Origin of the sequence: Paenibacillus sp. FSL R5-0928 (genome assembly GCF_037970385.1) — a bacterium.
GTDB classification, from domain to species: Bacteria; Bacillota; Bacilli; order Paenibacillales; family Paenibacillaceae; genus Paenibacillus_AQ; species Paenibacillus_AQ odorifer.
On sequence record NZ_CP150225.1, the window covers coordinates 1,020,249 to 1,033,749 of the forward strand.

General features: G+C 45.5%; 10 protein-coding genes. 7 read left to right on the forward strand and 3 right to left on the reverse strand.

Annotated features, from left to right (window positions below; genetic code table 11):
• The first annotated feature begins 89 nt into the window (after positions 1–89).
• From MKZ16_RS04410 to MKZ16_RS04435, 6 genes are all read left to right on the forward strand, one after another.
• On the forward strand, positions 90–2,030 hold the full coding sequence (locus MKZ16_RS04410) for an NAD(P)/FAD-dependent oxidoreductase (protein WP_076105415.1): 1,941 nt from the start codon (positions 90–92) through the stop codon (positions 2,028–2,030).
• 29 nt (positions 2,031–2,059) lie between these two features.
• Entirely contained in the window at positions 2,060–2,872 is an 813-nt protein-coding gene (locus MKZ16_RS04415) for an acetoacetate decarboxylase family protein (protein WP_081393419.1), read from the forward strand.
• Positions 2,873–2,949: 77 nt separating this feature from the next.
• Positions 2,950–3,723: a glucose 1-dehydrogenase gene (locus MKZ16_RS04420; protein ID WP_036680744.1), complete on the forward strand. Its 774-nt coding sequence runs from the start codon at positions 2,950–2,952 to the stop codon at positions 3,721–3,723.
• A 251-nt stretch (positions 3,724–3,974) separates the two neighbouring features.
• Entirely contained in the window at positions 3,975–4,961 is a 987-nt protein-coding gene (locus tag MKZ16_RS04425) for a Gfo/Idh/MocA family oxidoreductase (RefSeq protein ID WP_038568824.1), read from the forward strand.
• 22 nt (positions 4,962–4,983) lie between these two features.
• On the forward strand, positions 4,984–5,859 hold the full coding sequence (locus MKZ16_RS04430) for a radical SAM/SPASM domain-containing protein (RefSeq protein ID WP_076105414.1): 876 nt from the start codon (positions 4,984–4,986) through the stop codon (positions 5,857–5,859).
• 129 nt (positions 5,860–5,988) lie between these two features.
• Complete coding sequence (locus MKZ16_RS04435) at positions 5,989–8,058, forward strand: class I SAM-dependent methyltransferase (protein WP_076105413.1); 2,070 nt, start codon at positions 5,989–5,991, stop codon at positions 8,056–8,058.
• A gap of 98 nt (positions 8,059–8,156) precedes the next feature.
• Here MKZ16_RS04435 and MKZ16_RS04440 read toward each other — a convergent pair whose 3' ends face one another.
• The 3 genes from MKZ16_RS04440 to MKZ16_RS04450 form a co-directional block, all read right to left on the reverse strand.
• Positions 8,157–8,972: a hypothetical protein gene (locus tag MKZ16_RS04440; RefSeq protein WP_076105412.1), complete on the reverse strand. Its 816-nt coding sequence runs from the start codon at positions 8,970–8,972 to the stop codon at positions 8,157–8,159.
• 199 nt (positions 8,973–9,171) lie between these two features.
• Positions 9,172–10,059, reverse strand: a complete 888-nt coding sequence (locus MKZ16_RS04445; RefSeq protein WP_038568830.1) for a helix-turn-helix transcriptional regulator — start codon at positions 10,057–10,059, stop codon at positions 9,172–9,174.
• Positions 10,060–10,132: 73 nt separating this feature from the next.
• Complete coding sequence (locus MKZ16_RS04450) at positions 10,133–11,023, reverse strand: AraC family transcriptional regulator (RefSeq protein WP_036680763.1); 891 nt, start codon at positions 11,021–11,023, stop codon at positions 10,133–10,135.
• Between the two features lie 127 nt (positions 11,024–11,150).
• Here MKZ16_RS04450 and yicI point away from each other — a divergent pair, with 127 nt between their 5' ends.
• Entirely contained in the window at positions 11,151–13,472 is a 2,322-nt protein-coding gene (gene yicI, locus MKZ16_RS04455) for an alpha-xylosidase (protein ID WP_076105411.1), read from the forward strand.
• The last annotated feature ends 29 nt before the right edge of the window (positions 13,473–13,501 follow it).

A 13,501-nucleotide genomic window follows, 5' to 3' on the forward strand; every position in this document is an offset into this window, starting at 1 on the left:
TATGCACTATAAAGAAGTGATTTTTGGTGCTTGTAAATATATTCACAAAGTATTGGACGCCTTAAACTAAAGGTGGAGGTGCTAAGCAGATGAAATATGAAAAACTGTTTGCAGCAGGTAAAATTGGACGCCTTGAACTTAAGAATAGAATTGTATTGCCGGCTATGGGAACGTCACTGGCCGCGGCCAGTGGTGAAGCGTCGGATGAAATGATTGCTTTTTATGAGGAGCGTGCCGCGGGTGGCTGTGGTCTAATCATTACGGAAATTACGCGTGTGGATAATGAGACCGGAGTAGGTACACCGAACCAGCTGAATGCAAGTGACTTGCTGTTTGTGCCGCGTCTGGAGAAACTGGCAAGAGCTGTGCATCGTCATGACAGCAAAATATTCCTTCAGCTCCAGCATCCGGGCCGGCAAAATCACGGACGGCTTATTGGAGGCAAACAAATTGTTGCTCCTAGCGCAGTGATGTCTTCAGCGATTGGGGAAATGCCCCGGGAGCTGTCTACTGAAGAGGTAGAAGAGTTAGTTCGTAAATTTGTGTTCGGAGCTTATATAGCTAAAACAGCAGGTATTGATGGCGTGGAGATCCATGGTGCCCACGGCTATCTCGTAGGACAGTTTCTGAGCCCGCTTACCAATCTGAGAACTGATAAATATGGCGGTTCACTGGAAGGTAGAATGTCATTCCTGAACGAAATTGTGCTTGGCATCAAAAAGACCTGTGGCGCAGGATTCCCAGTATCGGTGCGAATCGACGGCGATGAATTTGTCTCAGGCGGGATTACACTGGATGAGGCTATCCAGACTGCGAAACATCTGGAAAGCATCGGAGTGGATTGCATAAATGTAAGCTCCGGCACTTATGAATCATCCAATACGATCATTGAGCCGATATCCTACCCGCAAGGCTGGAAAAAACATCTCTCCGCAGCCATTAAGCAAGCGGTGCAAATTCCAGTGATTGCTTGTGATGTGATCCGTAAGCCTGAATTTGCTGAGAGTCTGCTACAGGAAGGAAACACGGATTTTGTAGCCCTTGGAAGAGCCCAACTGGCCGATCCGGAGTGGGGGAACAAAGCCGCAGCAGGTAAAGAAGCAGAGATCAGAACCTGTATCTCTTGCCTCTACTGTATTCAGGAAGTGATGGAGTGCAAGGTAATCAAGTGTGCTGTCAATGCCAGAGTGGGCCGGGAGCTTGAATTTGCAGAACCAGCAAAAGATGGCAATGGCAAAGTAGTAGCTGTGATCGGCGGAGGTCCAGCAGGTATGGAAGCAGCACGGATTCTGGCACTCAGAGATTTTAAGCCTGTATTGTTCGAAGCCAGAGATGTGCTAGGCGGCAGCGTAGAGCTGGGAAGCCGGCCACCATTGAAGGAGAAGCTGAACTGGTTTATTGATAATATGCAGCATCAGTTAGAGGACCTGGATGTTGATGTGCGTCTCTCTAAGAAACCTACGCTGGAACAACTGAAGCAACTGAACCCTTATGCGGTATTTGTTGCTGCTGGGGCACAGCCTATAGTGCCTGCTATTCCGGGAGTGAAGAAGGCAGCGGTCTGCACCGTTGTTGATGTACTTAGTGGGTCAGTTGTGATTAAGAACAAGCAGGCTGTGGTCATCGGCTCCGGCATGACAGGGCTGGAAACGGCTGAATATTTAGCTGATATGGGAAATCAGGTCACGGTGGTGGAAATGCAGCCGCGGGTTGGCCCAGACGCCTATCTGCCAAATCTGATCGACATTGTGACTAGGCTGAAAAAGAACGGCGTGGAGCTCTTAGCATCAACCAAGCTGGTAGAAGTGCAGGACGGCGCGGTTGTGCTTGAGAATACGTCCACTGGGGAAACTTCGCTGAAAAAGACGGATGCTGTTGTATTATCCATTGGTGTTACACCCGATCGCTCATTCGTTGATGAGCTGAAGCAGGTACTGCCCAATGTGAAGGTAATCGGCGATGCAGGCAAGCCAGGACGAATCGGACAGGCCATTCAATCTGGATTCGAGACGGCATTTGTGCTGAACTAAAGGGTTACTAATCTAAGGAGGGTTCATTCATGGTGAGTTTTGTGAAAAGTTTCGCAGATTTGCAGAAATACGGAGGCAAGCCAACCACTTTTTATGATGCTGAGATGCTGACGGTGTATTGGGAGACCAAACCAGAGATTATCGAGCGTTTGTTGCCGAAGCCACTGAAGCCAACAAGCCGGCCGCTGGTAAATGCTTTTATCGCCAATTACCCAGCTACGAACTTTTGTCCACCTTATCGTGAAGCTGGATTGTTCGTTCTAGCAGACTATAACGGACAATTAGGCAACTACTGTCTGTCGATGCCTATTACAAGCGATATCGGGATGGCTATGGGCCGGGAAGTATGTGGGCTGCCTAAGAAAATGGCCGATGTGCGTATGAACACCTCAGAAGATGGCATTGATGGGGCAATCGGCCGGCATGGCATTGACTTTTTCAACGTAAAAGCCACTATGGATGGACACTTCAATGACAATGGAGCCGAGAAGATTCTGGAGGAATATTACGGCAAAGATATCCCTTTGTATAACATTAAATATGCCAATGCAATTGACGGAAACGGCTTCGATCTGATGCCAACCTTGGTCACACAGCGTTTAGTAAGTGAGGTTAAAGTCTATAAAGCGGCTGAAGCCTCTATCACCTTCCAAGACTCTCCGCATGATCCTTGGAGTGAGCTTGAAGTTGTGAATATGCTGGGCGCGGTTTACACCGTCAGTACAAATGTGCTTGAAAAAGGTAAAATTCTGGAGCCTCTGAATCCAATGGAGTATCTTCCATACTGCTATCTCCGCTGGGACTGGTGGGAGAACAATTTGCAACCTGTTTCCTCAGTATAAGCCTACACGTTTGAAGTGAGTTTGTACGAAATGAAACCGAAGAAGGAACGGCTAACCAAACATTAGGAGGAATTAGAATGACTAACCTTTTTGATTTGACGGGTAAGACAGCTATTATCGCAGGAGCATCCAGTGGGATCGGGGTACAATTCGCAGAGATGCTTGCTGAGCAAGGAGCAGACATTGCTATTTTGGCTAGAAGATATGACAAGCTTGTAGCAGTAGCCGAGGATATCCGTGCTAAATACCCTGAACGCAGAATAATTCCTATTGAGTGTGATGTAAGAAAAGAGGACCAGATTATTGTGGCTGTTCAAAAGGTTATGGAAGCCTTTGGCAAAATTGATATTCTGCTGAACAATGCTGGTGTGGTGGATGCGGTTCCGATTGAGGCACTGGAAGAAGAAGCTTGGGATCGGGTACTGGATACTGATTTAAAGGGCGTTTTCCTGATGTCGAAACATGTGATCCGGCATATGAAGGAACGGAATTACGGTAAAATCGTCAATACAGCCTCAATGCTAGGCCTTACAGCTTCTGCTTCGGTTCCTACACATTCTTACAATGCTGCTAAAGGTGGAGTGATCCATCTGACAAGAGGGGTGGCGGCAACTTATGCTAAGCATGGGATTACTGTTAATGCGATTGGACCAAGCTTGTTCAAAACTGAAATGACTGAGAATACGTTATTTGCAGAAAAAGCGCTAAAAATGTACAACGCAGTGTGTCCGATGGGTCGCCCTGGTAATCCGGGGGAATTAAACGGCGCTGTGCTCTACTTTGCTTCAGATGCTTCCAGCTACACTACAGGTCAGACTTTGTTTGTAGATGGCGGCTGGACGATTATATAGAGCTCATCTGGGTCCGTAAGCTCAGGGAATCATTTTAATTCCAAAAAAAGGGTATCTCAAAAGCCATGAAAGGGTGGCTGGGATACGCCTTTTTTTGCGTTGTACGATGAGAGGTGCTCCGCCAGTAACAAGAGAATTGCTGAATTTATCAGAAATTGTCGTTAATTTGCCTTAAAAAGTAGACATGACTACCTATGAGTGAGAAAATAGCATGTAGAGTTAGTAATAACTAAAAAGGACGGGATAACATCATGACAATTCGTTTCGGGGTCATTGGAACAAACTTTATTACAGACCGCTTCGTGCAAGCCGGCTTGGAGAATGAGGAGTTTATCCTGACAGCCGTGTACTCTCGCACAATGGAGAAAGGTCAGGCCTTTGCTGCTAAATATGCGGGAGCTACAATTTATACGAATCTGGAAGATATGGTGAAAAGCAAAGATGTAGATGCTATATATATTGCCAGTCCAAATTCTATGCATGCAGAACAAGCGATTATGTGCTTAAATCACGGCAAGCATGTGCTCTGCGAGAAACCGGCTGCATCCAACAGTACGGAGCTTAAAGCTATGATTGAAGCTGCGCGTACAAATGATGTGCTGCTGGTAGAGGCGATGAAATCGACTTTTATGCCGAACTTTGGAGTGATTCGGGATAATTTGTATAAACTCGGCCAAGTTCGCCGTTATTTTGCAAGTTACTGTAAGTACTCCTCCAGATATGATGCTTATCGGCAGGGGACTGTGCTAAATGCGTTTAATCCCGCTTTTTCCAATGGCTCATTAATGGATCTTGGTGTGTACTGTTTGTATCCAATGGTAGTGCTCTTTGGCAAGCCTCAATCAGTACAGGCAGTGGGTGTCATGCTCTCCTCAGGTGTGGATGGTGAAGGAAGTCTCATTATGAAATATGACGATATGGATGCGGTAGTTATGCACTCCAAGATTTCCGACTCCTATCTGCCAGCTGAGATTCATGGAGAGAACGGTACGATGGTGATCGACAAGATCAATGAGCCTTATCAGGTGAAAATTTACTATCGTGATGGTACAGTTGAGGAGCTTACGTTGCCTCAGGTGTTTGAACCTATGTATTATGAGGTTGAGGAATTCATCAACTTGATTAAGAATGGTGAACGGGAGAGCAGAATTAATACTCATGAGAACTCCATGGCCGCAGCAGAGATTATGGAGGAAGCCAGAGCACAGATCGGTCTCCGCTATGCCTCAGATTTATAATAAATAGAATGGGGAGCAGGACTTGAAGACTTTTAAAAAGGTTTATATTGAGATAACAAGCGTCTGCAACCTCGCCTGCAGCTTTTGTCCACAAACCGCCCGGACGAAAAATTTCATGAAGCTTGATACGTTTAATACGATATTGGATGAAATTAAACCACACAGCAATCATATTTATCTTCACGTCAAAGGGGAGCCGTTGCTGCATCCCAAGATAGGTGAACTGCTGGATGCTGCTCATGCCAAAGGGTTCAAAGTTAATATTACAACTAATGGCACGTTAATTCATAAAGCCGGACCTAAAATTCTTGGTAAGCCCGCACTGCGTCAGATGAACTTTTCTCTGCACAGCTTTGATGGGCATGAAGGGTCAGAGAACCGTGAAGGCTATCTTTCAGAGATAATTTCTTTTGTACGGGAAGCCTCGGCGCAAGGGGTCATTATTTCTTTCCGCTTGTGGAATTTGACGGAGGATAATCTGACGAATCTGGAGAGAAACCGTAACCGTGAAACCCTCGCCCTGCTGGAGGAAGCCTTCAACTTGGATTTCAAGATCGAAGAAAAGGTTATGCCTGGCAGTGGTGTCAAGATTGCCCCACGCGTCTACCTTAATCAGGACCATGAGTTCCGTTGGCCAGCGCTAAATGAGCCGGAAGATGACGGAAAAGGGTTCTGTCATGCCCTGCGGAGCCAAGCGGCGATCCTTGTGGATGGCACTGTTGTGCCATGCTGTCTGGATGGTGAAGGAGTAATTAACCTAGGCAACATCCATGAAACTCCGTTCTCAGAGATTGTGGAAGGGGAGCGGGCGAACAACTTATTCTATGGCTTTTCACGTAGAGAAGCGGTGGAGGAGCTGTGCCGCAAATGTGGGTATCGGCAGCGGTTCGGAACCTAATGATTGGAATGCAAACAGAACCGGGACATGGCTATTTCATGAGTCCTGGTTCTGTTTTTTAATTAACGGGATTGTATATATATAATAATAGGTCTTTATAGTCTCCACTTTGGAGCGAAGGAGGAGCATATGCTGAAATCACTGAAAGCCATCGCCTTATACCGTGAAGGTGTGCAAGATCATTTGGAGGATCACCTCTGGCTGAAGCTTATTGTCCAAGCGGAGGAGCAGATTGTAAATTTGGAACGTGTGGAATCTCTGGAGGAGCTGGATCGCAGGAATCCCGTACTGGATTATGTGGAACGTAGCTTGCAGATTCTGGACCAACTCCCCCGTTCTATTTGGATAAAAGAGCTGGTGGAGGAAACGTTAATTTGGTCAGAAACGGCTAAGGGAGGTACAGCAAAGGAGCGGCTGGTTTGGCAGGAGGAAGGGATCAATTGTTTTGTACATAATTTAGGTTCCGCACAGTTATATGAGAGATATTTAGGGAGGGCTGTCTCCGAGAAAGGTGCGATGATTCAGCGGCTAATTGAGACTCATGGACTCATAGGACAGCAAATTCGCGGAGAAGTGCCGCCGGAAGTCAATAAGCCACTCCATGATATAGTGGAAGATCAGCTGCTAACCGCGGAGGAACTGGAACGCCTGCTGACCGTGCTCAATCAATGCATCATCGGAGCTGTGTCTCCCGAGTTATGGCAGAATGTGCAGCATGAAGTGAAGCAGCTTATTGAGCTGATTTCTTCAGGCAATCTTGCTAGTCCTATGCCGATGAAGGAACGACTGCGCAGAATGCGGCTGGGTCCGATCTCTAGAGGAGAGGATTTCACTACGGAATGGGCTAAGCTGACGCAGGAAGGTTTCCATGCCGAACGGTTGGAGTCATTAAGTAAGATTACCTTCTGGTATGTGGAATCTGCACTACAGACCTTTTCGCTGGAGCAATTTTTGAAGGTGATGGTGCTTGCTGCCCAGAGGGCGCAGAATGAATTCTTAAGCCATATCAGCTTCGAACACGTCATGAACAGCATTTACTACGATTACAAGGGTGTTAAGAAGACCAATGTTTATAAGAAGCGGATTATCGAAAAATATTTAGCGGAGCTTACATGGAAGGATATCGAGCAAGGGACTTTGCCTGCTGAGAACCCTCACCTACTCTTGCAGCAATATTCTAAGGAACATCTGCCAGGCACGGTGTTTTTTCAATTCCAATTCTCGGCAGCGGCTGAGAAGCTGATTGAATTCTGTATGGAAGCTGAAAAATCACCCTTGTATGAACGTGCTGTATTGCTGTTATTCGACCTATTCGAGTTGCGCAGGGATGCTTTCGACCGTTTTCATAATGAAGAAACCTACCTAAGCCAAATGAATAATACAGCAGATTATAAAGCCGTAATTCTGGATCATGTCACTGGACAAAAAGTGCTGGATATCGGTCCGGGCGGCGGTGTGCTGCTGGATTTACTGGAAGAGCGTATGCCCGAGGTTACCCCTATCGGCATTGATATATCAAGCAATGTAGTGGAAGCCTTGCGGCAACGCAAGCAGCGGGAAGGTCGCCACTGGGAGGTGCTGCAGGGAGATGCGTTGAACCTTAAAGATTTCGTGGAGGCCGGAACGGTGGACACGGTAATTTTCTCTTCGATTTTGCATGAGCTATATTCTTATGTGCCGCTAAATGGTAATAAATTCAATCACGACACCGTCTCCGCAGCTCTGCGAAGTGCCTTTGCGGTATTGTCAGCTGGCGGGGTTATCATTATCCGCGATGGGATCATGACCGAACCTGCATCATTGCTACGGAGAGTTCGCTTTTTGGAAGAGGACGGTCTGATGTGGCTGGAGCGTTATGCGAAGGATTTTGCTGGACGTCAGATTCAGTTTCAGAGATTAGGGGAACAAGAAGTGCTCATGCCCGTTAATGATGCCATGGAATTTTTATATACGTATACTTGGGGGGAAGAGGCTTATATTCACGAAGTCCAAGAACAATTTGGTTATTTCACCCCTACGGAGTTTGCCTCATTTATTGAACAGAATTTAGGAGAGCAGGCGAAGATTGAGGTCTTCCGGCATTACCTGCAAGAAGGTTATACCGAAGCTCTGCGTGATAGAGTAAGGTTCATGGATGAGAGCGGACAGGAAGTGGCGCTGCCGGACAGCACCTGCTTTATTGTGATTCGGAAGGAATAGCCGAAAAATAACATCAGCTGCATCTAAAAAAGCAATCGGCAGACCCTCTGATGCGAAGGAGATCCGATTGCTTTTTTATATAGAGAATCTTGCCCTTGTTAGATTAGTATTTCTAGCTGCGACTTATCAGATTCTTCGGCTAAACGTTGAATTTCTTGATAGGTAGCTAATTGTTCTGTCCGCTCATTGGTATTCTCTTCAGAAGGTTTAATTTCTGTTGCACCTGCTTTATCGATCTGATCTTTAATTTTATCTCCCGTGTCTTTCATGGCATCGCCTAACGTTTCGTTCATTTCCGATAGTTTAGTTTCGATTTTGGATAACTGCTCCCGTTTGGCTGTTGCAGAATGCGTAGAACGAGTCTCATCCAGCTCTATTTCCTTGGTCAGAACTTTAGCCTCGCCACGCATCTTAGTGTGGGTAGAAGAAACTACCTCCATTTGGCTAACATCTTGGCTTACAGAAACAATCGTATTCAATCTTTCATTTTGTATCTCTTGCTCGGTTTTAGGTTCATCCGTTGGATTAGCTTTTTGTGCATCTTCTAAGTTCTTTTGTTGCTCTTCGAAGCTGTATTTTGCAATTTGTTGGTCAATCGTTTGAAGCTGCTTGTCGAACTCCTTAAGTTGATCTTGAATAGATTCGAGATTATGTGAACTTTTGGTAGTTCTTTCAATTAGACTGTTCTTACTGTCGATGATATTTTGTTTTTGTTTAAGCAGGGAGTTAACCATTCCGTCCATTTTGGATTGACTTTGAAAAGCGGCCTTTGCAGATTTACTTATTGATAATTTGTCTCCATTACCATTACCACTAATATTGCTGTTTGATTTCATAGTTTTATCATTAGTTTGGTGACTAACAGATACATTAAACCTCGTTCCCATAGATGAGGTCATATTCGTTATATGCATGGTTCATTATCCTCCTACGACGATAAGATCTATCTATAATATATCGGCAAATCAGCAGTAATATTTAATAAAGAGAGCTGTTAGCGGCAGCGCTTTTTGATGGACGCTTAACAACTTCTTTATCCGAATTATATTTGATTAGCCTATCTGAACAAAGCCCGGAAGAGGAAGCTGTTTTCGATTCCAGGCTTTTTCATGTCTATTTTCCAGTGAATTTTTGTCGGAAGTGAGAGGGAGAGATGCCTTCTTTTTTGGAGAAGCAGGAAGAGTAGTAAGTAATATGATGGAAGCCAACCTCTTCAGCAATGCGGGCGATGGACCAGGAAGTCTGAATTAACAGCCGCTTGGATTGTTCTAGACGATAGGACAGGAGATAGGCCATAGGGGTCACACCATATATTTTCAGCATGTTTTTGGCGAGATAGTTGGGATGATAGTTAAGTTCTTTTTGAAGTAAGGAGTTAGTTACATCACGAGTATAATTTTGCCGAATGAACAATTCAATCTTCTCGGCGAGATGAATGGCGGTTGCATCTGATGCCTCGGCGAGATCGCGGTCCAAGAATTGCAGAAACTGTTGAAAGGAGGCTTGGCGCTTCCAGTTGCGCATCGATTGGGGTTCTTGTTCCAGATGGAAAAAGAACTCTAATACCTCCATTGCCTTCTCTGAAATTTTCATATACTTCGGAATAAAAATCGAGCATATATCGCAGTGATTTAAATAAGCTTTTTGTTTATGGCTCTCGATGAGCTCGCTCTGATTTTCCAGACATTCGTTCATATCCTGACACTCGATCCAGCTGCCGAAAGTCTGAAAATGAATCCAGATGATTTCTGTTTCGATAGGACAGGGGGCAAAGCCATAGTGATGGGCATCTGGTCGAAGGATGAGGAATTCTCCTTCCTTTAGCTCCCAGTGCACCTCGTTCTCGGCGATAGGCAACGTACCCTTTTTAACAATGATTAGATCAAATACGCCGATGCAATTACGACTGATATGATAGTCTCCAGCATTGTAGTGAGCACGGCCACAGTCTATGAAATAAGGAATAGGCGGTGTGATAAAGCTAAGAATCGGTGAGTTCATCGCGAGCCTCCAAAAGGTTGTAATTCCTAAAAATCAGGTTGGAATCCATCGTTTTTGCATGAAGTAGATGAGACTAGCCCGCACCTTTCCTAAACTCCGAAGGCGAGCATTTCATCGCTTTGCGGAAAACCTTTATAAAATAGCTTACATTATCAAATCCGACCTCGAATGCGATGTCGGATATTTTTCTTTCACTTTGCTGCAGCAGATCGGCAGCCTGGCGAATCCGGTAAGAGTTGATGTAATCGACTGGCGTTTTACGAGTCATCATTTTGAAGAAGCGGCAGAATTGCCCCTCGCTCATGGGAATAAGCTCTGATAGATCACGGGTACGGATCGGTTCCTGATAGTTATCTTGGATATAAAGGATCACCTTTTTAAGGCGGTTAATCTTGGTAGTATCTGCATCATCCGATTGGCTGCGGTTCTCAAATCGGCCCTCTGCGGTAATCTTGGAAAGCATGATTAGCAAAGTTCCTTTCATAAAGGTCTCAAATCCGGGCATTTTATTAGCGTATGCCTCCATCATTTGCTTCAGATGATGAAGCAGTTCCTGCTGCCAAGGGATAGCGGGTGTAATATGTCTCGGAAAGCTTTGGCGTTTCTCTTGCAGTGGCAAAATCGCGTTTTGCTGGATCGTATCGTACTGGGCGCTAGCCAAAAGATCAGGCAGAAATACAAGCGCACAGAATTTGCAGGGGGTGTCTTCGTTCAGCACATAGGCGGCGTGTATATCGCCAGATTCGATAAATACCGCTTCTCCAGCTCGGAGAGGAAAATATTCTGTGTCTACTTGGAACAGAATTTCTCCTTCTAGCAGCATAAAGAACTCCGCTTCTTCATGCCAATGTGTATCAAGTACATGCGTTCCGGATGGAAGCTCGATCCAATAAGCTGCGAGTGGAAACATACTATCTCCATGAACTCTGTTTTCTTTTAGCAAACTCTGAGTTGTACGGTCCATATAAACGCCTCTTTTCTTAAAAAACATCAAAATAGTGTTATAAATGAGCTATATAGTATTAGTTTTGTTCATTTTTTATCGGTATAATGCAACTATAAACACCAAATTGAAAGGTGGCAAGTACACAATGAAATTTACTGATGGTCTCTGGCTGGTTCGTGAAGGTATCACGATTAACGGCGCAGTTCAAAATTATGTTGTAGAAAAGACTCCCGAAGGATTAACAGCAATTACACAAACGACTCCAATCACAGGGCGCGCAGCAACGCTGAATTCAACCCTGCTTACTGTAAAATTCCATTCCCCGCTTCCAGGCGTGGTAGGCATTAAAATTATTCATCATGATGGTGTACAGGAACGTGGTCCGGTTTTCGAACTGACTAAAGGAACTGGCGATCATGTGAAGATTGAAGAAACGGATCTCGAAACCGTGCTGATCAGCGGCGGACTTCGTGTAGTGATTCGCAAAGGCGAACAATGGGCGGTGGATTTCTATCGCGGCGAAGAACGTATTACAGGCAGTGGCTTTAAATCCATGGCTTACATCACCGACCAAGACGGCAACACGTACATGCGTGATGAGCTGGATCTCGGCGTAGGCGAATTCGTATATGGTCTGGGCGAACGTTTTACAGCTTTCGTGAAAAATGGACAAACCGTAGATATCTGGAACAAAGACGGCGGTACTAGCTCCGAGCAAGCTTACAAAAACATTCCTTTCTATGTATCAAGCAAAGGTTATGGAGTATTCGTTAATCATCCGGAATTGGTTTCCTATGAAATCGCTTCAGAAAAAGTGAAAAAGGCCCAATTCAGCGTAGCTGGAGAAAGCTTGGAATATTTCGTGATCGATGGACCTACCATTAAAGACGTTATTAGCAACTATACTGCTCTTACAGGTAAACCAGCGCTTCCACCAGCATGGACTTTTGGATTGTGGCTGACAACTTCGTTTACTACCAACTATGATGAAGAAACTGTAAATTCCTTCGTAGAAGGTATGGCAGAACGTGATCTGCCGCTGCATGTATTCCACTTTGACTGCTTCTGGATGCGTGAGTATCAATGGACTGATTTTGAATGGGATAAACGTGTATTCCCAGATCCAGAGGGCATGCTGAAACGCCTGAAGGAAAAAGGCCTGAAGATCTGCGTATGGATCAACTCCTATATTGGCCAACGTTCACGCTTGTTTGAAGAAGGCAAGAAAAACGGATACTTGATCAAAAAGTCTAACGGCGACGTTTATCAATGTGACCTGTGGCAAGCGGGTATGGGACTGGTGGATTTCACTAACCCTGCGGCTTGTGAATGGTATGCCGGCTACCTGCGTGATTTGGTAGATATGGGCGTAGACAGCTTTAAGACAGACTTCGGTGAGCGGATTCCTACAGATGTAGTTTATTTCGACGGATCTGATCCGATGAAAATGCACAATTACTACACTCAACTGTACAACAAAGTTGTATTTGAAGTATTGGAAGAGAAGCTTGGCAAGAATGAGGCAGCATTGTTCGCACGTTCTGCAACTGCTGGCGGCCAACAGTTCCCAGTTCACTGGGGCGGAGATTGCTACGCAGATTATGAATCCATGGCAGAAAGCCTTCGTGGCGGTTTGTCCCTAGGTTTGTCCGGTTTCGGTTTCTGGAGTCACGATATCGGTGGTTTCGAGAACACTGCTCCGGCACATGTATTCAAACGCTGGTTAGCTTTTGGACTGTTGTCCAGCCACAGCCGTCTGCACGGCAGCACTTCGTATCGTGTACCTTGGGCGTACGATGATGAAGCTTGTGATGTTACCCGCTTCTTCACGAAGCTTAAATGCAGCTTGATGCCTTACCTCTATGATGTGGCTGGCCAGGCTGCAGAGCATGGCTGGGCTTCTATGCGGGCGATGGTTATGGAATTCCCGGAAGATCCAACATGCGAAGTGCTTGATCGCCAATACATGCTGGGTGATTCCTTGCTCGTAGCGCCTATTTTCCAAGAAAACGGCGAAGTGAAATACTATCTGCCAGCGGGTCGCTGGACACACCTGCTATCTGGTGAAACTGTACAAGGCGGATCATGGCGCAAAGAGAAATATGATTTCTTCAGCTTGCCACTGTTCGTTCGTCAGAACTCCTTGCTGGCAATCGGCAGCATCGACAACAAACCCGATTATGACTTTGCGGATGGCGTGAAATTTGGCCTGTATTCACTTGAAGAAGGTACTACTACTTCTGCAACCGTACGTGATCTTAAAGGTGCTCCTGAATTGACTGTGAAGGCTGCCCGCAAAGGCAACAGCGTAACAGTTACTGCAGAAGGCAGCGGTAAAGAATTCTCGCTTTCCCTTAAAGATCTGGGAGCTATCGCTTCCGTAGAAGGTGCAGAGCAAGTAGATGAGACTACAGTGAAAGTAAACGCAGGTGCAAAATCCGTATCGTTTACCATTACACTGAAATAAGATGATTTCTTAAAGCATATTGATATAGC